This window comes from Caballeronia sp. NK8 (assembly GCF_018408855.1).
Lineage (GTDB): Bacteria > Pseudomonadota > Gammaproteobacteria > Burkholderiales > Burkholderiaceae > Caballeronia.
The window spans coordinates 680,130-706,173 of the sequence record NZ_AP024324.1 but is presented as its reverse complement, the minus strand read 5'-3'; the positions used below and the strand labels follow the sequence as shown (position 1 = coordinate 706,173).

The window sequence follows — 26,044 nt, the reverse complement described above, 5'->3', positions numbered from 1 at the left end:
CGTTTGTTCGTCCTTTTCAGGAGAGTTTCATGGATACCGGCACCGTCAAGTGGTTCAACGATAGCAAGGGATTTGGATTCATCACGCCCGACAGCGGCGGCGATGATCTATTCGCGCACTTTTCGGAGATTCGCAGCGAGGGATTCAAAACGCTCGCCGAAAATCAGAAAGTCACCTACGAAACGAAGAGCGGTCCGAAGGGTTTGCAGGCGGCGAACATCACGCCGATCTAAAGAGCTTTTCTGCCGGCTCGCATGCGGGACCGGCAGCGCTTCTTTCCATCTGCTGGTTCGCGCTCGCGTGATACGATGAACCGCCACCACCGGAGTTCTCGATGTCACGCATGTTGAAAGTTGGAAGCCATGAATTCCATGTCGTGGTTCAACCGCTCGCTGCCGGTGGCTTCACCTACGCATGCGTCGACGTGGATCTGAGCGGCCCGAACGTCAGCGAGATTCGCTACGACAGCCATCTCCGCTTCGAGACGGAGGACGAGGCATACGAAGGCGGATCAGCCCACGCGAGGCGTCAGGCCGCGAGGCTGAGGCGCTAGACATCCTTGCCGTCTAGCCTTTCGGCGAAACGTAACGCCACTTCGCAGCGTGCACGTCGATGCGCGCATCATCCTGAAGTCGCTTTTCCGCGCGGTCGGATTCGGCCTGCCGCAAGGCTTCGGCGCGACTCTTCTGCGTTGCCGTGAGGTCTTGCTTTTTGAAGTGTGTAGCCGAATCGGCCGAGGTTCGCTTTAGCATGATGATGTCCGAAGAAGGAAGGCGTGTGGGCGAGCGTGCGCTCCATGACCGAACAAAGCAAGAAGAATCGTCGATTCATCAAATAGATCGCGACAGCAACCGGAAATGCGCTCAGAATGAGTGAGGAGCGACCCATTTCGTGGTCGCAGACAGGGGGATGAAATGGCAAAAGGTCAAATGCGAAGTAATCGCGAAGCAAAAAAACCTAAACAAGCGAAGAAGCTGACCTCTCCAGTCGCCGAGCCGTTCAAGGTTCCGCTCCCGAAGACTTCGGGCTCCACCAGCGTCGCGAAAAAGAAATAGCCGTTATCGATGTAGCTTGGCGATCCTTACTGATCGTCGCTCAGGAAACGAATCAGATCGGGCAATACGACGGGCTTCACGAAATGTCGTTCGAAGCCGGCTGCGTGCGCCCGTTTCACGTCTTCGGAATGACCATAGCCCGTGAGCGCGAATAGGCGGAGTCGCGCGTGCTGCGGTTGCGCGCGCAAGGCGAGCGCCAGTTCATAACCGTCCATGCCTGGCAGGCCGATGTCGAGAACGGCGACCGCGGGTGAGAAGCGCGCCGCGATGTCCAATGCCTGAAAGGGATCGAGAGCGGTCGCAACCTCGAAGCCCAGTTCGGTCAGGAACGCTTCCATCGAGAGAAGTCCATCGACGTTATCGTCGACCAGCAGGACGCGCAATCCGGCCTGGCTCGACGGCACCGAAGCCGAGGGCAACGGCGAAGCTTGCGAACCGGCGATCTCGGCGCGTGTTGCAAGCGGCAGCGTCACCGTGAATGTTGCGCCTGTGCCGGGGCCGTCACTGCTCGCATCGACAGTGCCTCCGTGCAGTTCCACCAGATTCTTCACGAGCGCGAGGCCGATGCCCAGGCCGCCTTTCGACCGGTCGATCGTCGTGCGTCCCTGCTCGAAAATCCTGAAGAGCTTCGGCATCAACTCCGCGCTGATGCCCACACCGTTGTCCTGGATGAAAACCGTGACATGACCTGGCGTCGTTCGAGCCTCGACGCGAATCTCTCCACCGACATCCGTGTATTTGGCCGCATTGTTCAGCAGGTTGCTGAACGCCTGCGTCAGACGCGTCAGATCGCCGAATATCTGCGTTCCGTCGTCGGACAGGGCAACGGTGAGCCGCTGGTTGCGCTGTTCCACGAGCGGGCTGGCCGCCTCGACCGCACGTGTGATGACGGAACTGATACGCAGGCTTTCACGCTTGAGCTCGATCTTTCCCCGCGTAATGCGGCTGACATCCAGCAAGTCTTCGACGAGCCGGGACAGATGCGCAACCTGACGCTCGATGATTTCGTGGTAGCGGTCGGCGATATCGCCGCGCTCGCGCCGGATCAACGCCAATGCGGTTGAGATAGGCGCAAGCGGGTTGCGCAATTCATGACCGAGCATGGCGAGAAATTCATCCTTCGCCCTGTTCGCTTCCTCGCGCTCGTGGGCCGCGCGGGCGGCCTGAATGCCTGTCGCAGCCTGAGAGGTGGCCGCGCGCAGAAAGGCAATCTGGTTGAGTGTCGGGAAAGTCGGAGCCGCGGCACCGAACCACACGCTGCCTTGTCCCGAGCTGAAGCCCATGCTCAGCCTGATCATCCGCATCGGGCCCGCGGGCGTGTCGCACACACTGACCCGGGTTCCGATCGGCAGCCGGTGCCATCGGGCTATCGTCTCCTGCCATGCCGCCGACGCGTCCGCTGCGACAGTGCGTCCGTACATTCGCATCTGCACGAATGGTGGAACCGCCGGCAGCAAGGGAACGTCCACATAGCAGATGTCCAGCGGAACGATCCGTTCGATCGCCTGCGTCATCAGGCCGACGATCGCTTTGCCGTCGCCGCCCGCCCAGAGTGCCGGAAGCGCCAGCAAGCCCATCAGGTCCCTGAGCGCGTGTTCGGCGCTCTCACCGCTGAATCGGTCGATGTCCATTCTTCTGTCGCGATGGCTCAAATGGTTCGGCGGGCAAATCAGGCCTCCGCCTGTCTTTTGCGCGATTCCAGTTCCTTGATCATCTCCGATGGCCGGATAAAGAACGGATTCTCCTGGACGATTCCATTGATGAGGGTGAGAGGATGAGTGCGCAAGACATCCATGAGCATGGCGCCTGAAAGTTTGGCCATATCGTAGACGCACACGGCGGGCTGACGGTTGCGTTCGATGATCTCGTTGACTTCGGCTTCGTACGCGATGAGTTCCGGCGCGTTCGGGGTTTCTCCAAACGCCCAGTCCATGTTTCCCATGATGCGAAGGCGGGCGAATCCCTTGTCGCGTCCGGAACCGGTGAGCCGGTCCACCAATGCGAGCATGCGATCCTTGTTGAACCTGCCTTCGTCATCCAGATAAGCTTCGGGCCATGTGATGACTTCCAGTTGTCCGCACGCCTCGCATTCTTCTACGTCGATGCCGGCGGTTTCCAGCCGGGCCTCGTGGTCGGTGAGATTCGCGGGATCGACGATGTGGAAGTTCTTCTCTCCGTTCTCGACCGCCTGTTTGTAGAACGGATTGAGCGCGTCGTATTCCTCATCGCGGCTATTGAAAAACGCGCACACGTGATAGGCGTCCATCGGCGTGCCGGCGATGGTGATTGGACTGTCCATAACCCTTCCTTACTTGACCACTTCTTGAGGAGCGGCGGCGGAACAACCCGGCGCTGGTCGGCGACCCTTGACGCGGTCACAGCCGAACCCATTTTATGGCATCGCTCACGCCGATGGCTTCGCAATTCGAAACTCATCACTGAGGAAGCGGAAATGCGGTAACGACGACCGGATCGGCTACCGGCGAAAATGTCTGTTGATATGTCGATCGGCACAATTTGCGAGCCGCTGGCGTGAAGGACATCGCGCGCCGCAAGCAAGCGTAGAATTTCCGGCTCGTGGCGGCGAGCCCATTCGCCGCCGTTCGCACACGGATGGCTCATGGAAATCAAGTGGATCGAGGACTTCATCGCGCTCGCCCGCTATCAAAGCTTCTCGCGTGCGGCCGAGTTTCGCAACGTCACGCAATCCGGATTCAGCCGGCGCATCCAGTCGCTCGAACAATGGGTAGGCGCCGATCTGGTCGATCGCAGCGGCTTTCCGCCGACCCTCACACCAGCGGGCCAACTGTTTCGCGACGCCGCCGAAGACATTCTCGACAAGCTCTTCGATACGCGCGCCATCATTCGCACCGAGCAGCGCATTGCGGGCACGAGCCTGCAGATCGCAGCGGGCCATACCATCGCGCTCAACTTCTTGCCCGCCTGGCTCCGAACGCTCTCGAAGCAGGCCGGCGAAGTGCGCGCGCGAGTGATTCCGGCGAATGTGCACGATTCGATTCTCATGCTCGTCAATGGCAATTGCGAGTTGATGTTCGCGTATCACCATCCGCGCCTGCCGCTGCATCTCGACCCGCAGAAGTACGAGTACGTGACCGTCGGCGTCGATACGTTCATGCCGGTGTGCAAGCCGAATCAGCGGCTCGCGCCGACGTACCGTCTGCCGGGCGCGAAGGATCGACCGATGCCGTACATCGCCTATACGGAGACGAGTTACTTCGGGCGCTGCTTTGCGTCTTTGATGGAGCAAGCGAACGCATCGCCCGCATTACGCCTGCATTACGAATCCGATATGGCCGAAGTCGTGAAGAAGCTCGTTCTCGAAGGCGAGGGCGTGGCGTGGCTGCCGAAAAGCTCGATCGCGGCCGAACTCGATGCCGGCGAACTCGTTGCCGCCGGCCAGTCCGAATGGCAACTGGCGCTCGAGTTGCGCGTGTACCGCGACCTCACCAATCGCAGCGAATTGCTCGACACCATCTGGCGGCATCTTCACGCCTCGTCCGGCGCGGCCGGATAACGTCATCCGACGTTATGCGAAACTTGCATAGCCATATGCAGCACTGGCATTCACGTTTTTTCTGCCTTCCCTAAGATTCCGTCCTGACACAAAAAGCGGCGCATCGAGCTTCGATGCGCCAGCCTTCAGAACGCACGACGGTCGCGACCGACCGTTCGTGCGTCATCCCAGGACGGAGACACATGAAGAATCGCCTCACCCTCTATATCCTCGCCGGCATGGTGCTCGGCGTGGCGGTCGGTTACGTCTGTCATCGCACGGCGGCGGATGCCGCGCAGGCCAAGGTCATCGCCGGATACTTTTCCATCGTCACGGATATCTTTCTGCGGCTGGTGAAGATGATCATCGCGCCGCTCGTCTTCGCGACGCTCGTGTCGGGACTTGCAGGGATGGAGGGCACGAGCGATGTGCGCCGCATCGGCTTGCGCTCGATCGCGTGGTTCGTGTGCGCGTCGCTCTTTTCGCTTGCGCTCGGACTCGTGCTCGCGAACCTGCTGCAACCGGGCGCGGGCCTGCACATGACGCAGACGAGCGCCGACGTCGCCACCGGCCTCAACACGTCCGGTCTGAACTTCAAGGACTTCGTGACGCACGCGTTTCCCACGAGCGTGATCGATGCGATGGCGCGCAACGACATTCTGCAGATTCTCGTGTTCTCCGTGATGTTCGGCATCGTGCTGAGCGTGATCAAGTCGGACCCGCGCGTGGCTCCCCTGATCGCCGGCGTGGAAGGGCTCGTGCCCGCGATGCTCAAGCTGACCGACTACGTGATGCGGCTCGCGCCGATCGGCGTGTTCGGCGCGCTCGCATCGGCGATCACGGTGCATGGACTCGATGTGCTCACCACCTACGGCAAGCTCGTCGCGAGTTTCTATGTCGGACTCGCGCTCTTGTGGGGCGCGCTGATCCTCGCCGGTTACGCTTTCCTCGGCAAGCCTGTCTGGGCCCTGCTCAAGTCGATCCGCGAGCCTGCGATGCTCGCGTTCTCCACCGCCAGCAGCGAAGCCGCGTATCCGCGTCTGACCGAGAAGCTGGAGGAATTCGGCGTCGACAAGAAAGTGGTCGGCTTCACGCTGCCGCTCGGATACGCGTTCAATCTCGATGGCTCGATGATGTATCAGGCGTTCGCGGCGATCTTCATCGCCCAGGCGTTCGGCATCGACATGCCGATCGGCACGCAGATCGTGATGCTGCTCGTGCTCATGGTGAGCAGCAAGGGCATGGCCGGCGTGGCGCGCGGCTCGGTGGTGGTCGTCGCGGCCGTGGCGCCGATGTTCCATCTGCCGCCATCGGGCGTCGTGCTCGTGCTCGCGATCGACCAGATTCTCGACATGGGGCGCACTGCGACCAACGTGATCGGCAACAGCATCGCAACGGCGGCCATCGCGAAGTGGGAAGGCAAGCGCGCCGCACGGCAGGAACGCCGCGCGGTGATGGGCGCGCCTTCGTTCGGTCAGATGGAAGGCGAGACGAAATGAACGGCACGGACACCGCGCTCACGCGCAAATTCGGCGTGGTGGGCGGACTCGGTCCGCTCGCGAGCGCGGACGTATTCTTCAAGCTGATCAAATCGACACCCGCCACGCGCGATGCCGAGCACTTCGACGCGATCTTCGAGCAGCAGCCGTTCCGCAGCGCCGATGCCGAGAGCGAGACGCTGACGCAGCGCAAGCTGTTCATCTTCGATCTGATCGGCAACTTCGAGAAGCGTGGCGTCACGACAGTGGTGCTGCCGTGCTTTCTCAGCCACACGTTCATCGACGAACTGAAGGCGAATTCGCCGCTGGAGATCGTCGACATGCTCGACGCGGTGCGCAGCCACGTGCGCAGAAAGTTTCCGACGGTGTGCCGTGTAGGCGTGCTCGCGTCCGGCTATACGCGTCGCAGGCAGTTGTTCGAGAAGTATTTCGCCGCGCCCGAGTTCGAGGTGATCCATCCGCGCGTGAGCGACGGCGTCGATCTCGTCACCGAAGCCATCTACGGCGCCGATGGCGTCAAGAGCGGCAATCTGCGCGGCCGTCCTGTCGAGCTGTTGCGCGCGGCATGCGAGGACCTCATCGCGCAGGGCGCCAATGTGATCGTGCCGGGGCTCACCGAGATCGCCCTCGTGGCCGACGAGCTGGGCAGGTTCCGTGTTCCGCTCGTCGATTCGAATCTCGCTTACGCGCAGTATGTCGTGTCCGGCCAGTACGACTCGCCCGCGACGATCTTCAAGGTCGGCGTAGTGGGCGGCGTCGGGCCGGCGGCCACGGTCGATTTCATTCACAAGATAGTGCGCGCCACGCCTGCGAAACGCGATCAGGATCACATCAAGCTGCTCGTCGAGCAGAACCCGCAGATACCGGACCGCACGGAGAACCTGATCGGCGACGGACCCGATCCCACCGTCTCGCTCTATGCGACCTGCAAGAAGCTCGAAACGGGCGGGGCGGATCTCATCGCGATTCCATGCAATACGGCGCACGCATTCGTCGAGCGCATCCAGCCGTATCTCGGCATACCGATCGTGAACATGCTGACGGTGACGGTGCGCCATCTGCGCGAGTCGTTCCCGTCGCTGCGCTCGGTCGGTTTGCTCGCGACGTCCGGCACGATCGCAAGCGGCGTCTACGAACAGGCGCTCGCATCCCAGGGCTTGCGGCTGGTCGTACCCGGTCCCGCATTGCAGGCGCGCGTGATGGAGGCGATCTACGGCAAGGAGGGCGTGAAAGCCGGCTTCACGACCGGGCAGTGTCAGAAAGATATCGCCGCTGCGATCGACGGTCTCATCGCCGAGGGCGTCGAGGTGGTCATTCTCGGCTGCACGGAACTGCCGCTTCTGCTGCGCGAGACGCATGTCTTCGGCGCGAACGGCGCGCGCGTGCGCGCAGTCGATCCCACTGACGTGCTCGCGAAACAGTGCGTCGCGTATGCGACTTCGGCGGCCGAGTCGCCGCCTCTGGAAGTCAACCGAGTCAACTAGCCGATCTGCCCGATCAAATCATCCAGGACCTGAGAGAAACACATGCTTAACATAACTGAACGTATCGAGCACGACCTTCTCGGCGATCTCGCCGTGCCCGCCACCGCATACTACGGCGTGCATACGCTGCGCGCGCTGGAGAATTTCCCGATCACGGGCATTCCCATCTCCGTCTATCCGAATCTCGTCAACGCACTGGCGAGCGTGAAGGAAGCCGCGGCGCTCGCGAATCACGACCTCGGGCTGCTGAGCGAAGTGAAGATGCAGGCCATCGTGCAGGCGTGCAGGCAAGTACGCTCGGGCACGGCGCACGAGCATTTCGTGGTCGATGTCATTCAGGGCGGCGCGGGCACGTCGACCAACATGAACGCGAACGAAGTCATCGCCAATCTCGCGCTCGAACATCTCGGGCATCAGCGCGGCGAGTATGGCGTGCTTCACCCGAACGAAGACGTGAATCTCGGCCAGAGCACCAACGACGTCTATCCGACCGCGCTGAAGATCGCCACCTACGCGGGCATCGTGCAACTCGTCGAGGCGATGGCCGTGCTGCGCGCGTCGTTCGAACGCAAGGCGCAGGAATTCGCCAGCGACCTCAAAATGGGCCGCACGCAGCTTCAGGACGCGGTGCCGATGACGCTCGGCCAGGAGTTCAGCACCTTCGCGGTGATGCTCGGCGAAGACGAAGCGCGGCTCATGGAAGCGGCCGGGCTGATTTGCGAAATCAATCTGGGCGCGACCGCGATCGGCACAGGCATCAACACGCATCCGGACTACGCGCGCCTCGCATGCCGGCACTTGAGCGACGTGACCGGCATCGCGCTCACGACGTCGCCGAATCTCGTCGAAGCGACTCAGGATGTCGGCGCATTCGTGCAGCTTTCGGGCGTGCTGAAGCGAGTCGCGATCAAACTCTCGAAAACCTGCAACGATCTTCGCCTGCTTTCGAGCGGGCCGCGCGCGGGTCTCGGCGAAATCAACCTGCCGCCCGTGCAGGCCGGCTCCAGCATCATGCCGGGCAAGGTGAACCCGGTGATTCCGGAAGTCGTCAACCAGATCGCGTTCGAAGTCATCGGCAACGATGTGACCGTGAGTTTCGCCGCCGAAGCGGGTCAGCTTCAGCTCAACGCGTTCGAGCCGATCATTGCGCATAGTCTGTTCAAGAGCGTCGCGCACCTGCGGGCAGGATGCCTCACGCTCGCCTCGAAATGCGTCGACGGTATCACCGCGAACCGGGAGCGGCTGCGCGCGATCATCGAAAACTCGATCGGCATCGTGACGGCGCTCAATCCGTACATCGGCTACACGCACTCGACGGAAGTCGCGAAGGAAGCGCTCGCGTCCGGCAGGAGCGTCGCGCAGGTCGTGATCGAGAAAGGGCTGCTGAGTCAGTCGCAACTCGACGAAATCCTTCACCCCGCGATGCTGACGCAGCCCAGAACACTGGCGTCGATGGCCTGATGCCGGACGCGCCCGCACTCATATGCGGTGCGCGAAACGCGTGGCGAGCGCGGCCCTGAAGCGGGCGGCGATTGCCGCGAAGCCGGCGCCAGTCGGGTGCAGTTCGTTGGCCCAGTCGCGCGCGTCGAGCGTGCCTTGAGTCTCGACCAGCACCATGTCGTGGGCGGGGACGCTCGCGAGCCGCTGCAGCATCGCGCGGAATTCGACGAGGATCGTCTTGACGATCAGCGCGCCCGGCGCAAAGTCGGGCCAGCCCCGGTCGACGAGCGAGGGACGCAGCCACGGCCCCGCGAGATGGCAGGCCGACACGCCGGTGGGAAGCGCGAAATCGTAGGCGTGCACGAAGATCGGCGCGTCGGGCGCGAACTGATCGCGGATGCGGATCAGATCGAGATAGGCGCTTTCGACCACGCCGAAGATATGCGCGAGACGCTGATCGTCGACGCCCCGTGCGGGATCGTTGCCGACCGCGCTCGCGTCGTTGAGCCAGAAACGGAACTGGTCGCCGACCACGTCGTTGCCGCCGCCGGAAAACAGCAACGCGTCGATCGGTCCGTTGGCCGGGTCCTTCAACTGGTCGATGAGACGGTTGCGCCTGGTCACGCCGAGCAGCGTCGTGGTCGCGTCGCTGTAGTGCGCGAGCTTGAGGATCATCGGCGTGGGTGTGCCCGCGGTGCGCAGGGCTTCGAGCACGTCGGTGGCGTGGAGCGGATCGGGCAGCGGGTAGTCGAACCAGGAATCGCCATCGCCGAGCAGGATGAGCGGCGCGGGTGCGCCGGTCTGAGCGCGCTGCGCTTGCGCCTGCCGCACCGCATGCTGGTGCGCCTTGACGCGTGCATTCAGATCCTGCTGGATCTGCTCTTGCCAACTTTCGTAGAGGTTCTTCATGGTGCCTCCGTTGCGAGCCGCAAACTCATGCAAAATACGCCGGTTCAATCGGTAATGGCAAGGAGCGCCTCGTGGGCGTTAATTTCGATCTAAATGATTTGCAGGCGTTTCGGGCCGTCGTCGAGCTGGGGAGCTTTCGCAAGGCCGCGGATGCGGTCAACATCTCCCAGCCCGCGTTGAGCCGCCGGATCGAAAAGCTGGAGGATGCGCTCGGCGTGCGCCTCTTCGACCGCACCACGCGCAGTGTGACGCTCACCACCGTCGGCCGCGTGTTCGCGCCGAGCGCCGAGCAACTGCTCGACGATCTCGATGTCGCGCTGCTCGGCATCCGCGATGTATCGTCGAGCCGCCTGGGTCATGTGACCATCGCGTGCGTGCCGTCGGTCGCCTATTACTTTCTGCCCAACGTGGTCGCGAGCTACCATCGCCGCTATCCGCGCATCCGGGTCAAGCTGCTGGACTCCAGCGCCAACGAGGTGCTCAGCACCGTCATGAGCGGCGAGGCGGATTTCGGCGTGAGCTTTCTCGGCACGCAGGAATCGGAGATCGAATTCAAGGTGCTGTTGCAGGAACGTTTCGTCGCCGCGTGCCGGCGCGACCATCCGCTCGCGCGCAAGAAGCGCGTCACCTGGAACGAGCTTTATGAGCACGAGTACGTATCCGTCGACAAGACGTCCGGCAATCGTCTCCTGCTCGATCAGGCGCTGTCGGCCGTCGCGCCTCGCGCGCCGAGCGTGTGCGAAACGCGCCACGTCACGACGATGCTCGGCCTCATCGAAGCGGGGCTCGGCGTCGCGGCAGTGCCGTCGATGGCCATGCCCGGACGCGATCATCCGGTCCTGACGAGCGTGCCCCTGGTCGATCCGGTGGTGCGGCGGCGCGTGGGCATCGTGCGGCGGCGCGGCAGAGCGCTTACGCCTGCGGCGCAGCAGTTCTACCGCGAGATCATGGAGATGAAGCGCAGCGGCGCCGCCAAGGGCGAGAGCGGCGATGGCGACGGTGACGCATCGTGAGCCTGCCCTGGCCGTTTCGGCTGCTTTACGTGCAAGTCTTGCTGGGGATGGTGCTCGGCATGGCGCTCGGCCATATCTGGCCGCAGACGGGCGCGCTGCTCAAGCCGGTCAGCGACGCGTTCGTCGCGCTGGTGCGGATGATGATCGGGCCGATCGTCTTCTGCACGATCGTCTCGGGCATCACGTCGCTGGCGAGCGGCGCGGCTATCGGACGAACGATCCTGAAGGCGCTCGCGCTCTTCTACTTCCTGACGGCGATTGCGCTCGTGCTCGGGCTCGCGACCGCCTATGTGCTGCATCCGGGCGCGGGCATGCATATCGACGTGCGTCATCTCGACACGGGCATCCTCTCGCAGTACGTCAAACGCTCGCAGCCGCACGGGCTCGTCGAGTTCGCGCTCGGCATCATCCCGGAGACGATGCTCGGCGCCTTCGAAAAAGGCGAAGTGCTGCCGGTTCTCCTGCTCTCGCTGCTGTTCGGCTTCGCGTTGAACTTGCAACCGCGCGCGGGCAAGCCGGTGCTGGCGTTCATCGACGGCATCGCGCACGCGCTTTTTCGCATCCTCGCGATGATCATGCGGCTCGCGCCGATCGGCGCATTCGGCGCGATGGCCTTTACCGTGGGGCGCTTCGGCATCCGTTCGGTCGGTTCGCTCGGCATGCTGATGGCGTCGTTCTACGTGGCATGCATCCTGTTCGTCATGCTGGTGCTCGCGCCGCTCGCGCGGCTTCACGGCTTCGCGCTCTGGCGTCTGTTGCGCTATCTGCGCGAGGAACTCGTGATCGTTCTTGCGACGTCATCGACGGAACCCGTTCTGCCGCGCCTGATCGGCAAGCTGGAGGCGCTCGGCTGCGACAGGGGCATCGTCGGGCTCGTGCTGCCCGCGGGCTATTCGTTCAACCTCGACGGCACCGCGATCTATCTGACGCTCGCCTCCGTGTTTATCGCGCAGGCGTGCGACGTGCAGCTTTCAGCCGCGCAGATCGCGACGATGCTCGCGGTCATGCTGATCACGTCGAAAGGGGCGGCGGGCGTCTCCGGAAGCGGACTGGTGGCGCTCGTCGCGACCTTGACGGTGATTCCCGACCTGCCCGTGGCTGGCGTGGCGCTGCTGGTGGGCATCGACCGCTTCATGTCGGAGGCGCGCGCGTTGACGAGCGTGATCAGCAACGCGTGCGCCGTGATCTTCGTGTCGATGTGGGAAGGCGCGTGCGACCGCACGCGCTTCAAGTCGATGCTGCAAAACGCCGTCACGCGAAACGCCGACGCGGCGGCCGAATGATCGCAAAGCGGGTCAGTGCGATGTAACGGAATCGAGGCCGGTCGCCTTCACTTCCGGCTGAACCTCGGGTGAAGCGAGATAGTCGAGCAGCGCTTTCGCCTCCTTCGGATGCTGCGCGCCGACGGGAATCCCGGCGGCAAAACGCGTGACCGACTGCAACGACTCGGGAATCTTGCCGACGAAAGTCGCGCCCTTCACCGGCAGAAGTTCGCTGACCTGCTGAAAGCCGATTTCGTAGTCGCCGCTCGCCACCACGGAGGCGACGGGAATCCGCGGAATCATCTTTGCCTTCTGCTTCATCTGCTCCTCGATGCCGAGCCGCTTGAACAGCTCGCGCTCGATATACACGCCGCTCGCGCTGTCCGAATAGGCGACCGATTTCGCCCGCAGCAGTGTCTCCTTCAGCCCGTCAACGGAGCCGACATCGGGCTTCGCCGCGCCGTCGCGCACGACCACGCCGATGCGCGAATCCGCCAGTTCGACGCGCGATCCGGGCACGACCTTGCCGGCCTTGATCAGTTCGTCGAGCGCATAGCCGACCATGATGACGGCGTCGGCGGGCTCGCCGCGTTCGAGCCGGTTGGGAATGGCCTCGGGCGATTTGCCCATCGAAGGGCCGAGCGCCGTGTCGAGCGTGTTGCCGCTCGCGGCGGTGAATTTCGGACCGAGCAGCTTGTACGCGGCAGTGAAGCCGCCCGAGCTCATGACGTGCAACTCGGCCGCCTGCACGCCCGCCGACGCTACCGAAGCCGCGACGAGCCCCGCCGCGCACACCTTGAGAAACAGATTCTTCATGGATGAGGACATGTGCCGTTGCGTGATCAGTGAGCCGGTGACAGCGTCACCGGGCGGCGGCGGTAGAGCACGAACGTGGCGCACAGCGCGCATGCGGCGGCGAAGCTCATCCAGATGCCGGGCGCGGCCTTGTCGCCGGTAAAGTGAATCAGGCCCGTGGAGATGGCGGGCGTGAAGCCGCCGAAGATCGCCGTCGCCAGGCTGTAGGCGAGCGAGAAGCCCGCGACGCGCACGTCGGCCGGCATCACTTCCGTCAGCGCGACGACCATCGCGCCGTTGTACATGCCGTACATGAACGAGAGCCACAGCAGCACGAGCAGCATGTTGATGAAGCTCGGCGCATGCGCGAGGAACGACAGCGCGGGATACGCGGTCGCGATGGCGAGCACGGTCATGCCGAGCAGCAGCGGACGCCGGCCGAAGCGGTCGGAGATCGCGCCGCCGATGGGCAGCCAGACGAAGTTCGACACGCCGACGCACAAGGTCACGAGCAGACTGTCCGCCGTGCTCAGATGCAGAACCGTCTTGCCGAAGGTCGGCGCATAGACGGTGATGAGGTAGAAGCTCGTCGTGGTCATCGCGACCAGCATCATGCCGGCGACGACGATTCCCCAGTTGCGCATCAGCGTGGCGAAGACTTCCTTCATCGACGGACGATGCTGGCGCGCCTTGAATTCCTGCGTTTCCTCCAGATTGCGGCGCAGCATGAAGATGAACGGCACGATCATGCAGCCGACGAAGAACGGCACGCGCCATCCCCACGCGGCGATGGCCGACGTGTCCAGCCATTGATTCAGGGCGAAGCCGAGCGCCGCCGCCACGACGATCGCGACCTGCTGGCTCGCGGACTGCCAGCTCGTGAAGAAGCCCTTGCGGCCGGGCGTGGCCGTCTCGGAGAGATAGACCGACACGCCGCCCAGTTCCGCGCCCGCCGAGAAACCCTGCAGCAGACGTCCGATCAGAACGAGCGCCGGCGCGAGCAGACCGATGCTGGCATAGCCCGGCACAAACGCGATGAGAATGGTGCCGCTCGCCATGATCGACAGGGTGACGATGAGGCCCTTGCGGCGGCCCACGTCGTCGATATAGGCGCCGAGGATGATCGCGCCGAGCGGCCGCATCAGAAAGCCCGCGCCGAACACCGCGAAGGTCATCATCAGCGAAGCGAATTCGCTCGCGGCGGGAAAGAATACGTTGGCGATCTGGGTGGCGTAAAAGCCGAACAGAAAGAAGTCGAACTGCTCGAGGAAATTGCCGGCCGTCACGCGAAATACCGCGGCAGCCTTTGATTGCCCGGGCGAATGGGCAGGGGGGGATTGGTGCATCGAAATGTCTCCGAAAACCTGGAATGCGCGGTGCGCGCGGATTTATCTTTCATGCATGTTCGCCGCAAACGACTGAGACGATAAGTGCAAACTATCGAACGATTGATGTTCTATGGTTATCAATCGAACTTCCGGCGACTCATGCGACAATCATGGCCTGTGAAAATACAAGCATCGGGGCTGGAGATACACATGACCACGCGAGCGGACGAGATTCTCACGACGCTTGAGAGCGAAATCCTTTCGGGACGCTTGCCGCCCGGTTCGCGGCTGGAGGAAACCGAGCTTTCGGAGCGATTCGAATGCTCGCGCACGCCGATACGCGAGGCGTTGCGTCAACTGGCCTCCGAAGCGCTCATCACCATGCGCCCGCGCCAGCCCGCGATGGTCGCCGCGCTGTCCGCGCGCAAGCTGCTGGAAATGTTCCAGGTCATGGCGGAACTAGAAGGACTGTGCGCGCGCCTGGCCGCGCGCCGTGCGACGCCGCAGCAAATCGCGCGGCTGCGTGAAACGCAGGTCGAACTGCGCGGCACGCTCGACGCCGAGCAGGTCGACAGCTTCTACGAAATCAATCGCCGCTTTCACGAAATCGTCTACGAAGCGAGCCAGAACGACTTTCTCGCGGACCAGACGCGCGGCCTGCGCAACCGCGTGTCGATCTATCGGAAGATGGTCACGCAAAAGGTGCGGCGCCGCCTCGATACCGTCGACGAACATGAACAGGTGATCGCCGCCATCGAGCACGGCGACGGCGACGCCGCCGCCAAGGCGATGTCCGCGCACGTCAACCTGCTCGGCGAGCAGATGCTCGACTTCATCGCGCTGTTCCCCGAACCCGCCGACGTGGCCGAATAAGGGCACGCTTTACCCTCCCGACATCGACGAAAGCCGCCGGCACACGCCGGCGCGCGCCCGCACGCTCAATTTTTTGAAAAACTCCTTGCAACGTATTTTGAATCGGTATTATCTGGATACAAGAACGCCGACTTGAAATACATAGAGCGGCGATTCCTCTGACATGACGACCGACGCCAAAGACAAGGAGCAGGTGATGAGCGACACGCTGCATGCCGCGAACGACGTAGGGCAAGCGCAGAAAACCGAAGACCGCGTGTACCGCAAGGCAACGCTGCGGCTCATCCCGTTCCTGATCCTCTGCTACGTCGCGGCGTATCTGGACCGGGTGAACATCGGCTTTGCGAAACTGCAGATGCTGAGCGACCTGCAATTCAGCGAAACCATCTACGGGCTGGGCGCGGGCGTGTTTTTCATCGGCTACTTCCTGTTCGAGGTGCCCAGCAATCTGATGATGCAGCGCGTGGGCGCGAAGGCGTGGATCGCGCGGATCATGGTGACCTGGGCGCTCATTTCGGGCGCGTTCTTCTTTGTGCAGACGCCGACGCAGTTCTACGTGCTGCGCTTTCTGCTCGGTTCGGCGGAGGCGGGCTTCTATCCCGGCATCGTGCTGTATCTGATGCAGTGGTATCCGGCGCGCCGCCGCTCGCACGTGCTCGCGATCTTCATGGTCGGCATTCCGCTCGCCGGGATCATCGGCGGGCCGCTGTCGGGCTGGATTCTGGAGGCGTTCAACGGCTCGCACGGGCATCCCGGCTGGCGCTGGCTGTTTCTGATCGAGGCGCTGCCATCGCTGGCGCTCGGCATCGCGGCGTTCTTCTACCTCGACAACAAGCCGTCCGAGGCGCGCTGGCTCACGCGGGAGGAAGCCAAAATCATCACCGACGCGCTCGACACGCCGGACCACCGCCATACGCGCATCTCGGAGACGGTCGGTCAGGTGTTCCGCGATCCGCGCATGCTGCTGATGGCGCTGATCTACTTCTGCGTGATCATGGGCCAGTACGGCCTGACGTTCTGGATGCCGACGCTCATCAAGGCGTCGGGCGTCTCCGGCGTACTGATGATCGGCATGCTGTCGGCCATTCCGTTCGTGTTCGGCGCGATCGCGATGGTCTCGTTCGGCCGCAATTCGGACCGCACCGGCGAGCGGCGCTGGCATCTGATCGTGCCGATGCTGATCGGCGCGCTCGGCTACGCGATCACGGCGTCGTCGGGCTCGAACGTGCCGCTCGCGCTCGTCGGCCTGTCTCTCGCGGCGGCCGGCGTGCTCACGCCGGGCCCGCTGTTCTGGGCGTTGCCGTCCGCGATCCTCGCGGGAACCGGCGCGGCGGCGGGCATCGCGGCCATCAACGCGTTCGCCGGACTCGCGGGCTTCGTGAGCCCCTATCTGATCGGCTGGCTGCGCGATCTCACGCATACGTCGGTCATCGCGATGTACGTCTCGGCCGGCGTGCTGGTCGTCGGCGCAGCGCTGATTCTGCTGATTCCGGCGAAGCTCGTGAATCGCTGATCCGACGCGGTCCTTCCCGCTACAAACAGAACGGCATGCCGCCCCGCATGCCGTTTTTTTATTCCTGATCGACGTCTTTTGTATTTTTACATGCTAGTCTATGTATTCGTACACGTCGTTTATAAATACACGGAGCGATACATGGAACTGAACTTCAAGGGCAAGTCGGCGCTCATCACGGGCGCGTCGAAGGGCATCGGGCTGGCGACGGCGTGGGCGTTCGCCGCCGAAGGCATCGAGGAACTGCATCTGGCGGCGCGCTCCGCCGATGCGCTGCATCGCGCGCAGGACGAAATCGCGACGAAACACGGCACGCGCGTGCACGTCCATGCGACGGATCTCTCGGTCACGCAGAACGCCATCGATCTGGCGCATGCCTGCGCAAACGCCGACATCCTCGTCAACAACGCCGCCGATTCCAGCCCGGGCCCGCTCGACAAGATGACGGACGCCGACTGGCGCGCGAGCCTCGACATGAAGATCTTTTCCTACGTGACCTTGACGCGCGAACTCTATGCATCGATGAAGCGGCGCGGCAGCGGCGTGATCGTCAACGACATCGGTAACTCGGGCGAGAACTGGGACGCGAACTACATCATCGGTTCGACCGGCAATGCCGCGATGATGGCCTTCACGCGCGCCATCGGTGGCTGGGCGCTGGACGACGGCATTCGCGTGGTCGGCGTGAATCCGGGTCCGGTCGCGACCGATCGCATGGTCAAGCTGATGAAGCGCCGCGCGCTCGACTGGTACAGCGACGAAAGCCGCTGGGAAGAACTCTTCGACAAGTATCCCGGCAAGCGCGCGGCACAGGCCGAGGAAGTCGCCGATCTGATCGTGTGGCTCGCGTCGGAGCGCGCGGCGTACATCACGGGCACGATCGTCACCATCGACGGCGGCATCGCGTCGCGCCGCTCGATCATCTGAGGAGACCACGAACATGCGTCGATTCGAAGAACGCAACGCCTATTTCGACCGCCTTTGCAACAGCGAAGGCCTGATGTGGCTCGGTCAGAACACCAACCACTTCGAGCCGCATCCGGCCGTGCGTCAGGCCGTGATCGACGCGCTCGATGGCGGCGAATATCACGCGTACGCGCCGCCGCTCGGTTTCGAAGCGCTGCGGCAACTGATTCGCGAGGACATCGGCCTGCCGGATGCATCGGTGATGATCACCGACGGCGCCGTCGAAGCGCTGTACAACGTGTGCCGCAATATCTGCGAAGCGGGCAAGGATTTCGTCACGACGAATCCAAGCTGGGCGTGGCCGATGCAGTTCGCCGCGCGCGCCGGTTCGCGCGTCATCGAATTGCCGATCTATTCGCCCGAGCAGAACTACAAGCTCACGCCCGCGCAACTGCGCGCGGCGGTGAGCGAGAACACGGGCGTCATCTATCTCGTCGATCCCAACAATCCGCTCGGCACCTGTCATACCGAAGACGAGATCCGCGAGTTCGCGGAGATCGCGCGTTCGGTCGGCGCGTACTTCATCCACGATGCGACGTATTTCCAGTTCGCCGATGACTTCACGCCCGCGTACCGTTTCTATCCCGAGAAGACGATCGTCACGTACAGCTTTTCGAAATGGCTCGGACTCGCGGGAATGCGTCTGGGCGCGGTGATCGCGCATCCGGATCTGATCGAGCGTTTCGCGTCCGCGCCGCCGAACAATCTCGGCAGCAACGTGTTGTCGCAGCGCGCGGCCATCGCCGGATTGCGCACCAAGAACGAATGGTTTCCGGAGATCAACCGGCGTCAGCGCCGCAATCAGGCGGCGGTCGTCGAAGCGGCGAAAAATGTCGAAGGCCTGAGCGTGCCGGTGTTTCCTTCGCAGGCGAACCTGCTGGTGGTCGAGACGATCGGCGCGGGCATCACGCCGGAAGCGCTCGTCGAAGCGTTTCAAAGCGAGCGCGTGATGATCCGGCAGGGCGCCTACCACACGAAACAGTTCGGGCATCGCTTCGTCAAGGTGAGCCTGACGGTGCCGGAAGCGTGGGCCGATCGCTTCTGCGAACTGCTGCCTTCCATGGTCGAGCGCGCGCGTTCGATCAAGGAACCCGCGAATCAATTCTGAATACCGACGAGGACGGAACATGCCGTATCTGACGACATCGGATGATGTGAAGCTGTATTACGAGGAAGCTGGCGTTGGCACGCCGGTTGTGTTCGTGCATGAATTCGGCGGCGATCTGCGCAGTTGGGAACCGCAGATGCGCTACTTCAGCAGACGCTATCGATGCATCGCGTTCGCGGCGCGCGGCTACGCGCCGTCGGACGTGCCCGACGATATCGAACAGTATTCGCAGGCCATCGCCGCGCGCGATATCCGCGACGTGCTCGATGCACTGGACATCGATCGCGCGCATATCGTCGGTCTGTCGATGGGCGGTTTCGCGACGCTGCATTTCGGGCTCGACTACGCGGATCGCGCGCGTTCGCTCGTGGTCGCGGGCGCGGGCTACGGCGCGGAAAAGGAGTTCGAAGACACCTTCCGCGACGTGTCGCTCGAAGTCGCGAAGCAGTTCGAGGCGCAAGGCGCGGAGCAATTCGCGAAGACCTATTCGCTCGCGGCATCGCGCATTGCGTTTCAGGTGAAGGATCCGCGCGGCTGGCTCGAATTCGCGACGATGCTCGGCGAACATTCGGCGCGCGGCTCGGCGCTGACCATGCGCGGCGTGCAGGCGCGACGTCCTTCCATCTACGATCTCGAAACGCGGCTGAAAGCGATGACGGTCCCCACGCTCGTGGTCGTCGGAGACGAGGACGATCATTGTCTCCAGCCGGGCATCTACCTGAAGCGCACGGTGCCCGCGAGCGGACTCGTCGTGATGCCGAAGACCGGCCATACGTTGAATCTCGAGGAACCGGCGCTCTTCAATCAGCACGTCGCGGATTTTCTCGCGATGGTCGAGCAGAACCGCTGGCTGCCGCGCGACCCGCGCGCCGTGCCCGCGCAGATCATGAAGACATCATGAGCGCGAGTGCTTACGTCGACGAAAAGCGGCTCGCGGAAAGGCTGGCCGCGATGGCGCGCATCGGCGCGACGGAGAAGGGCGGCGTCAATCGACAGGCGCTCTCGAAGGAAGATGCGGCGGCGCAGCGTCAGCTCGTGCAGTGGGGCGCGGCGCTCGGACTGGAGCCGTCCGTCGATGCGATCGGCAACCTGTTCCTGCGGCTCGAAGGCGCGGATACGAACGCGCCGCCCGTGCTGTCCGGCTCGCATCTGGACAGCCAGCCGACCGGCGGCCGGTTCGATGGCGTGTACGGCGTGTTGGCCGCCTTCGAAGCGGTCGAGGCGATCGTCGCGTCGGGCGTGAAGCCGCGCGTGTCGATCGATGTCGTCGCGTGGATGAACGAAGAAGGTTCGCGTTTCGCGCCGGGCATGATGGGCTCCGCCGTGTTCGCGGGCGCTCGCGAACTCGACGCCGTGCTCGCCGTCGTCGACACGGACAACGTGAGCGTGAGGGACGCGCTCGCCAGCGTTCGTGACAGCCTGCGCGATGTGCCCGCGCGCGCGCTGGGGGAACGCGCGTCGGCGTATGTCGAGGCGCATATCGAACAGGGTCCGCATCTGGAGAAGGAAGGGCTGACGATCGGCGTGGTCACCGGCATTCAGGGCAAGCGTACCTTCAAGGTGCGCGTGGACGGCGAAGCGGCGCACGCGGGCACCTCGACGCGCGCCGAACGCAAGGACGCGCTGCTCGCCGCCATCGCGATGGTGCAGGCGCTGGCCGACGCCTTGCACGACCGGGAAGACATCGTGAAATTCACGGTCGGGCGTTTCGACGTGAAGCCGAGCGCGCCGTCCGTCGTGCCGAGTTCGGTCGATTTCTCCATCGATCTGCGTCATCCGGATTCGCATGTCCTGCAGGCGCTGGGCGACAGAATCGCGGCGATCTGCGAGGCGCACGCGGGCGTGTGCGCGGTGCGCGTGACGGAACTGTCGACGGCGATGTCACTCGACTTTCCCGAACCGATGCGTGCGCTCATCCGCGCTGCGGCGGCGCGGCTGGAGCTTGCGCATCGCGACATCCTGTCGACCGCGGGCCACGACGCGCGCTATCTGCATGGCGTGTGTCCGTCGGCGATGATCTTCGTGCCGTCGCATCTCGGACTCACGCATTGCGAGACCGAGTTCACGTCGTCGTCCGATCTGGCCGCGGGCGCGAAAGTGCTTGCGGATGTGCTGAGCAGACTCGCGTCCGTTTAGAACTTGTGTGTCATCCCGATGACGACGCTGCGCGTGTAGGCCGCCTGTCCGTGGTTGTGGGTCGGACCGGCGGCCGCGCTGCCTACGTCATCGCGCCATTCTTCATCGTGCTTGCCACGAAATCGTATTCTTCCGTGTTGATATGCGTAAGCCGGTACTCGACCGGTTTCTGATTGATCGAGTAAGCCACGCGTTCGACTTCCATCACCGCAGCTCCGGCATCGAGCTGCAAAATCGCGCTCTCCGATTCGCTCACGCGCCCGACGCGCAAACGCTCGTCGGTGCCGGCCACATTGATGCCGAACGCGTCCTGATAAAAGTTGTAGAGCGTGTCCTGGCGGCTGCGCAGCGTGCTTTCGGTGAGTCCGGGAAAGAGCGTCTCGGGCAGCATGATGTGGTCGATCATGATTACCTTCTCATGGAGCGCGAGCGCGTTCGCGAAGGAATATAGCCGCGCGCCATCATCGATGCCGAGCCTGGCCGCAATGGCCGGCGACGCCTTCACTCTGCGGAAGTTGATCAGCGTGACGACGGGATAGGTGCGCTCGCCGTCGCGCCGCGTGACGCGAAAGTAGCGGAAGAAGTGGCGGTCGCGACGATGCATCGCCACGAAGGTGCCGAGCCCCTGATGACGGATCAGGATGTTTTCGGCGCACAACTCGTCGATGGCCTTCCTCAGCGTGCCGATCGACACGCCGAACCGTTCCGCCAGCTTTTTCTCGGACGGAATCACTTCGCCGCCCTTCCATTCCTGCACCGTCAGCGCAGCAAGCATGGCTTCCTTGACTTCCTTGTAACGCGTGCCGCCAGGACTGGTCGGCATGGCGGTGACTGTGCTCATCACGCCTCCCTCCGCTCTGCTTTATATGGCGCTCATTCTACCCGTTCATCGAAAAGATGTAACACATATAGATGAGTTAGTTGACATGGATGAGATGCAGGCCTAGTATTCATTTCAACGGCAGGCGCGACGCGTTTGGCCTCGCCGATTGACCAACCATGACGGAGGAGCACATGAGTTACGCGGCGGCTGGAGCAGGCAGTGCAACGAAGCAGGCGGCAAGCGGCGAGCGCAGGACGATCCATATCGTGCTGCACGAGGCGAAGGACACCGTGGGCGTAGCGGTCGTCGAGGGCATCAAGGCGGGCTCGCAACTGAACGCCTGGATCATGGACGAGGATGAAGTCGTCACGGTTGCGGCAAAACAGGACATTCCCATCGGTCACAAGGTGGCGCTCAAGGATATGTCGGTAGGCGACACGGTGTTCAAGTACGGCGTGGATATCGGCAAGGTGGTCGCGCCCATCACGGCGGGCGAGCACGCTCACGTGCACAACATCAAGACGAAGCGCTGGTAAGCCCTGTATCGCAGCCGGCTACTTCCACCCCACATCGAGAGAGACATCATGAGCGTGCTTCAACTGGACACTACTTTTCGTGGTTATCGCCGTGAGAACGGCCGCGTCGGCGTTCGCAACCACGTCATCATCCTGCCGGTGGACGACCTGTCCAACGCGGCGGCGATGGCGGTCGAAAGCGCCATCAAAGGCACCATGGCGATTCCGCATCCGTATGGCCGCCTGCAGTTCGGCGCGGACCTGGATCTGCATTTCCGCACGCTGATCGGCGCGGGCAGCAATCCGAACGTCGCGGCGGTCGTGGTGATCGGCATCGAGGAAGGGTGGACGAAGCGCGTGGTCGACGGCATCGCGAAATCCGGCAAGCCGGTGATGGGCTTCGGCATCGAGTTGCACGGCGATCACGACACGATCATGCGCGCATCGAAAGCGGCCAAGGAAATGGTGCAGTACGCGACCACGCTCGAACGCGAGGAATGCCCGATCAGCGAACTGTGGGTCTCGACCAAGTGCGGCGAATCGGACACGACCTCGGGCTGCGGCGCGAATCCCACCGTCGGAAACGCGTTCGACAAGCTTTACGGCCTCGGCAACACGCTCGTCTTCGGCGAGACCTCGGAACTCACTGGCGGCGAACAGATCGTCGCCGCGCGCTGCGCGAACGATGGCGTGCGCGAACGCTTCCAGTTCATGTTCGACCGCTATCAGGACATGATCAACCGCTGGAAGACCGACGATCTTTCGGAATCCCAACCGACCAAGGGAAACATCGCCGGCGGCCTGACGACCATCGAGGAAAAGGCGCTCGGCAACATCCAGAAGATCGGCAAGAAGTGCATGGTCGACGGCGTGCTCGACAAGGCCGAGGAGCCGACGCATTCGGGCCTGTGGTTCATGGACTCGTCGTCGGCCGCGGCGGAAATGGTGACGCTGTGCGCGGCTTCGGGTTTCGCGGTGCACTTCTTCCCGACCGGCCAGGGCAACGTGATCGGCAACGCGATCGTCCCGGTGATCAAGATCTGCGCGAATCCGCGCACGGTACGCACGATGGGCGAGCACATCGACGTGGACGTCTCCGGCATCCTGCAACGCGAGCAGAACCTCGATCAAACCGGCGACAAGCTGCTCGAATGCATGCTCGCCACCGCCAATGGCCGCTGGACCTCGGCGGAAACGCTCGGTCACCGCGAGTTCGTGCTGACGCGTCTGTTCGAGAGCGCGTAAGCCCGCGTGCGGCAGCGCGTGCGGCGGCTTCGTTGCGCCGCACGCGCTGAAGTATCGAAAGCAAGAGCAATCAGAGAGAGATCCCCATCCGGCGCGCGCCGGTTCGCAAGCCGTCCCAGAAGCGGCGCGAACCGATATCGCGCCCCGGTCGTCATCTGGCAGCAGCGAGTGGAGGAGACACCATCTTGCGCGTGCTCAAGCATCTCTATGTCCAGGTCCTGATCGGCCTGGCAGCCGGCATTCTCGTCGGCTATTTCGCGCCGGCGCTGGGCGTGCAGTTCAAGCCGCTCGGCGATACGTTCATCCGCCTCATCAAGATGCTCATCACGCTCTTGATCTTCTGCACGGTGTCGGTCGGCATCGCTCGCATGGAGAGCCTGAAGCAGGTCGGGCGCGTCGGCTTCAAGACGATTCTCTATTTCGAGGTGGTTACGACCCTCGCGCTCGTGATCGGCATGATCGTCGCGAACGTGATGCATCCCGGCGCGGGTCTCGACATCGATCCGAAGACGCTCGATCCCGGCGCGGTCTCGCATTTCGTCACCGAAGTGCATAGCGCCGAGCACAGAAGCATGCTCGAGGAGATCGTGCCGAACTCGGTCGTGGGCGCGTTCGCGCGCGGCGATCTGCTTCAGGTGCTGCTGTTCTCGGTACTGTTCGGGGTGGCGCTGTCGCTGATGTCCGAGCGCAGCAAGTTTCTCTCGCAGTGCATCGAGCAGCTTGGCGACGCGTTGATGCGTATCGTCGAAATGATCATGCGGCTCGCACCCCTCGGCGCGTTCGGCGCGATCGCGTTCACGGTCGGCAAGTACGGCATCGGGACCTTGCAGCAACTGGGCCTGCTGATTCTGTGCTTCTACGCGACCAGCATCATTTTCGTCGCGCTCGTGCTCGGCACCGCATGCCGCTGGGCCGGCGTGGGGCTGTGGCCGCTCTTGCGCTATCTGCGCGAGGAACTGCTGATCGTGCTCGGCACGTCGACGACCGAATCCGTGCTGCCGCGTCTGATGGAAAAGCTCGAACGGCTGGGCTGCCCGAAATCGGTCGTCGGACTCGTGCTGCCGACCGGCTATTCGTTCAACCTCGACGGCGCGGCCATCTATCTGACCATGACCTCGCTCTTCATCGCGCAGGCGACCAACACGCATCTCTCGCTGATGCAGCAGCTCGGCCTGCTCGCGATCTTGCTGGTGACATCGAAAGGCGGGGCGGGCGTCGCGGGCGCGGCGCTGGTTGCGCTGACCGCCACGCTGTCGTCGCACAACATCATTCCGGTAGCGGGGATCACGCTCATCATCGGCATAGATCGCGTGCTCAACGAGATTCGCGCGCTCGTGAACATGATCGGCAACGCGGTCGCGACACTGGTCGTCGCGCGCTGGGAAGGCGTGTTCGATGTCGAGACGGCGCGCGCGGTGCTCGCGAACCCGCGCGCCGCGAACGATGAAGAAGCGCGCCTGATGATCGAACCCGCGCGGGACATGCACAAATGAGCGCACATGACGACATCACCATACCGGTGAAGGATCTGCACGCGCTCGCCCGCGCGGCCTTGCTCGAAGCGGGCGCGACGCCCGCAACGGCTGAGGCGGCCGCGCAGGCGCTCGTGTATGCGGATGCGCGCGGCCTGTCATCGCACGGCGTGAGCCGGTTGCCCATGTATCTCGCGCAGTTGCGCAACGGCCGCGTCGATGCAGGCGCGGTGCCGCGCATCGTGCGCGACAAGGGCGCGGCGTTTCTCGTCGACGCCTGCGACGGACTCGCCTTCGGCGCATGCGAACTGGCGATCGCGACGGGCATCGAGCGCGCGCGGACCTTCGGCACGGCGGCGGCGAGCGTCACGCGCAGCCATCACTTCGGCGCGGGTGCGTATCACCTGGAAGCGGCCGGCGCCGCGGGCCTCGTCGGACTCGCGTTCAGCAACTCGCCGGGCGCGATGCCCGCGTGGGGCGGAACGCGTCCGCTGTTCGGCACCAACCCGATCGCCGCCGTGTTCCCGCGCGCCGATGCCGCGCCGCTCATGATCGATCTGTCGATGTCGCAAGTCGCGCGCGGCCGGATCATGGTCGCGGCGCGCGACGACCAGCCCATTCCCGAAGGATGGGCCACCGCGGCGGACGGGAAACCCACGACCAGCGCGCGGGCGGCGCTCGAAGGCATGATGCTGCCATTCGGCGGCGCGAAGGGCGCGATGCTCGCTCTCGTCGTCGAACTGCTCGCGGCGGCTTTGTCGGGCGCTCAATTCGGCGCGGAAGCCGGCTCGTTTCTCACGGAAGACGGGCCGCGCTCGGGCGTGGGCCATCTCTTCTGGCTGATCGATCCCGAAGCGCTCGCCGGCACGACGCTGTATCAGCGCAGGATCGAGACGCTCGTCGAATTGATGCTGGCCGATCCGGACGTGCGATTGCCCGGTTATCGCCGGCAGGACATTGCAGCGCGCAGCGAGCGTACGGGAATCGTGATGAACCGCGCCTTGCTGAGCCAGCTTCGAGCGCTGGCGAAGGAAAGAACCGACACAATATGAAATAGTCGACATTCCCGCTTTACCTTCTTCCAGCGATAAGAA

Annotated in this window: 25 protein-coding genes; 18 read left to right on the top strand and 7 right to left on the bottom strand. The window is 63.5% G+C overall.

Going from position 1 to position 26,044, the window contains the following annotated elements:
- Positions 1–29: 29 nt before the first annotated feature.
- Together NK8_RS24885 and NK8_RS24880 are read left to right on the top strand one after the other, a co-directional pair.
- Complete coding sequence (locus tag NK8_RS24885; protein ID WP_162068715.1) at positions 30–233, top strand: cold-shock protein; 204 nt, start codon at positions 30–32, stop codon at positions 231–233.
- Positions 234–334: 101 nt separating this feature from the next.
- Complete coding sequence (locus NK8_RS24880; RefSeq protein ID WP_213230821.1) at positions 335–553, top strand: hypothetical protein; 219 nt, start codon at positions 335–337, stop codon at positions 551–553.
- Positions 554–566: 13 nt separating this feature from the next.
- Here the strand turns inward: NK8_RS24880 and NK8_RS24875 are convergent, their stop codons facing one another.
- The 3 genes from NK8_RS24875 to NK8_RS24865 form a co-directional block, all read right to left on the bottom strand.
- Complete coding sequence (locus NK8_RS24875) at positions 567–752, bottom strand: hypothetical protein (protein WP_213230819.1); 186 nt, start codon at positions 750–752, stop codon at positions 567–569.
- Positions 753–1,081: 329 nt separating this feature from the next.
- Positions 1,082–2,686: an ATP-binding protein gene (locus NK8_RS24870; RefSeq protein ID WP_213230818.1), complete on the bottom strand. Its 1,605-nt coding sequence runs from the start codon at positions 2,684–2,686 to the stop codon at positions 1,082–1,084.
- 38 nt (positions 2,687–2,724) lie between these two features.
- On the bottom strand, positions 2,725–3,321 hold the full coding sequence (locus NK8_RS24865; protein ID WP_225936371.1) for an MEDS domain-containing protein: 597 nt from the start codon (positions 3,319–3,321) through the stop codon (positions 2,725–2,727).
- A gap of 354 nt (positions 3,322–3,675) precedes the next feature.
- Here NK8_RS24865 and NK8_RS24860 point away from each other — a divergent pair, with 354 nt between their 5' ends.
- The 4 genes from NK8_RS24860 (at position 3,676) to aspA (ending at position 9,013) form a co-directional block, all read left to right on the top strand.
- On the top strand, positions 3,676–4,590 hold the full coding sequence (locus NK8_RS24860) for a LysR substrate-binding domain-containing protein (protein WP_213230813.1): 915 nt from the start codon (positions 3,676–3,678) through the stop codon (positions 4,588–4,590).
- Positions 4,591–4,772: 182 nt separating this feature from the next.
- Positions 4,773–6,068: a dicarboxylate/amino acid:cation symporter gene (locus NK8_RS24855; RefSeq protein WP_162068710.1), complete on the top strand. Its 1,296-nt coding sequence runs from the start codon at positions 4,773–4,775 to the stop codon at positions 6,066–6,068.
- The gene (locus NK8_RS24850) at positions 6,065–7,552 is read left to right on the top strand and encodes an aspartate/glutamate racemase family protein (protein WP_213230810.1); all 1,488 of its coding nucleotides are present in this window, start codon (positions 6,065–6,067) and stop codon (positions 7,550–7,552) included. Before NK8_RS24855 ends, NK8_RS24850 begins: the two co-directional genes overlap by 4 nt.
- A 42-nt stretch (positions 7,553–7,594) precedes the next feature.
- Positions 7,595–9,013, top strand: coding sequence for an aspartate ammonia-lyase (gene aspA / locus NK8_RS24845; RefSeq protein ID WP_213230806.1), 1,419 nt, complete (start codon positions 7,595–7,597; stop codon positions 9,011–9,013).
- A gap of 18 nt (positions 9,014–9,031) precedes the next feature.
- Here the strand turns inward: aspA and NK8_RS24840 are convergent, their stop codons facing one another.
- Positions 9,032–9,901, bottom strand: coding sequence for an SGNH/GDSL hydrolase family protein (locus NK8_RS24840; protein ID WP_213230804.1), 870 nt, complete (start codon positions 9,899–9,901; stop codon positions 9,032–9,034).
- 71 nt (positions 9,902–9,972) lie between these two features.
- Here NK8_RS24840 and NK8_RS24835 point away from each other — a divergent pair, with 71 nt between their 5' ends.
- Together NK8_RS24835 and dctA (NK8_RS24830) are read left to right on the top strand one after the other, a co-directional pair.
- Positions 9,973–10,914: a LysR family transcriptional regulator gene (locus tag NK8_RS24835; protein ID WP_213230801.1), complete on the top strand. Its 942-nt coding sequence runs from the start codon at positions 9,973–9,975 to the stop codon at positions 10,912–10,914.
- A complete protein-coding gene (dctA, locus tag NK8_RS24830; protein ID WP_213230799.1) occupies positions 10,911–12,197 on the top strand; it encodes a C4-dicarboxylate transporter DctA in 1,287 nt (428 codons plus the stop codon). Before NK8_RS24835 ends, dctA (NK8_RS24830) begins: the two co-directional genes overlap by 4 nt.
- A gap of 12 nt (positions 12,198–12,209) precedes the next feature.
- On the opposite strand, the gene NK8_RS24825 is transcribed toward dctA (NK8_RS24830), so the two are convergent.
- Positions 12,210–12,992 carry a substrate-binding domain-containing protein gene (locus NK8_RS24825; protein ID WP_213231557.1) on the bottom strand — a complete coding sequence of 261 codons (783 nt, stop codon included), beginning with the start codon at positions 12,990–12,992 and terminating at the stop codon, positions 12,210–12,212.
- 26 nt (positions 12,993–13,018) lie between these two features.
- Entirely contained in the window at positions 13,019–14,317 is a 1,299-nt protein-coding gene (locus NK8_RS24820; protein ID WP_213230796.1) for an MFS transporter, read from the bottom strand.
- 192 nt (positions 14,318–14,509) lie between these two features.
- Here NK8_RS24820 and NK8_RS24815 point away from each other — a divergent pair, with 192 nt between their 5' ends.
- The 6 genes from NK8_RS24815 to NK8_RS24790 all read left to right on the top strand — a co-directional run bounded on the left by NK8_RS24815 (position 14,510) and on the right by NK8_RS24790 (position 20,895).
- The gene (locus tag NK8_RS24815; RefSeq protein ID WP_213230793.1) at positions 14,510–15,172 is read left to right on the top strand and encodes a GntR family transcriptional regulator; all 663 of its coding nucleotides are present in this window, start codon (positions 14,510–14,512) and stop codon (positions 15,170–15,172) included.
- A 163-nt stretch (positions 15,173–15,335) separates the two neighbouring features.
- Positions 15,336–16,685, top strand: a complete 1,350-nt coding sequence (locus NK8_RS24810) for an MFS transporter (RefSeq protein WP_225936370.1) — start codon at positions 15,336–15,338, stop codon at positions 16,683–16,685.
- A gap of 141 nt (positions 16,686–16,826) precedes the next feature.
- Positions 16,827–17,612 carry a short-chain dehydrogenase/reductase gene (locus NK8_RS24805; RefSeq protein ID WP_213230790.1) on the top strand — a complete coding sequence of 262 codons (786 nt, stop codon included), beginning with the start codon at positions 16,827–16,829 and terminating at the stop codon, positions 17,610–17,612.
- A gap of 13 nt (positions 17,613–17,625) precedes the next feature.
- A complete protein-coding gene (locus NK8_RS24800; RefSeq protein ID WP_213230789.1) occupies positions 17,626–18,759 on the top strand; it encodes a pyridoxal phosphate-dependent aminotransferase in 1,134 nt (377 codons plus the stop codon).
- Positions 18,760–18,778: 19 nt separating this feature from the next.
- The gene (locus NK8_RS24795) at positions 18,779–19,660 is read left to right on the top strand and encodes an alpha/beta fold hydrolase (protein WP_213230786.1); all 882 of its coding nucleotides are present in this window, start codon (positions 18,779–18,781) and stop codon (positions 19,658–19,660) included.
- On the top strand, positions 19,657–20,895 hold the full coding sequence (locus NK8_RS24790; protein WP_213230784.1) for a M20 family metallo-hydrolase: 1,239 nt from the start codon (positions 19,657–19,659) through the stop codon (positions 20,893–20,895). The genes NK8_RS24795 and NK8_RS24790 overlap by 4 nt, the downstream gene beginning before the upstream one ends.
- Positions 20,896–20,977: 82 nt before the next feature.
- On the opposite strand, the gene NK8_RS24785 is transcribed toward NK8_RS24790, so the two are convergent.
- Positions 20,978–21,736, bottom strand: a complete 759-nt coding sequence (locus tag NK8_RS24785; RefSeq protein ID WP_162068699.1) for a GntR family transcriptional regulator — start codon at positions 21,734–21,736, stop codon at positions 20,978–20,980.
- A gap of 248 nt (positions 21,737–21,984) precedes the next feature.
- Here NK8_RS24785 and NK8_RS24780 point away from each other — a divergent pair, with 248 nt between their 5' ends.
- The 4 genes from NK8_RS24780 to NK8_RS24765 all read left to right on the top strand — a co-directional run bounded on the left by NK8_RS24780 (position 21,985) and on the right by NK8_RS24765 (position 26,002).
- A complete protein-coding gene (locus tag NK8_RS24780; RefSeq protein WP_162069163.1) occupies positions 21,985–22,254 on the top strand; it encodes a UxaA family hydrolase in 270 nt (89 codons plus the stop codon).
- Positions 22,255–22,302: 48 nt separating this feature from the next.
- Complete coding sequence (locus NK8_RS24775; RefSeq protein ID WP_061179400.1) at positions 22,303–23,478, top strand: UxaA family hydrolase; 1,176 nt, start codon at positions 22,303–22,305, stop codon at positions 23,476–23,478.
- A gap of 191 nt (positions 23,479–23,669) precedes the next feature.
- Positions 23,670–24,971: a C4-dicarboxylate transporter DctA gene (dctA, locus tag NK8_RS24770; RefSeq protein ID WP_225936412.1), complete on the top strand. Its 1,302-nt coding sequence runs from the start codon at positions 23,670–23,672 to the stop codon at positions 24,969–24,971.
- A complete protein-coding gene (locus NK8_RS24765) occupies positions 24,968–26,002 on the top strand; it encodes an Ldh family oxidoreductase (RefSeq protein ID WP_213230780.1) in 1,035 nt (344 codons plus the stop codon). Before dctA (NK8_RS24770) ends, NK8_RS24765 begins: the two co-directional genes overlap by 4 nt.
- The last annotated feature ends 42 nt before the right edge of the window (positions 26,003–26,044 follow it).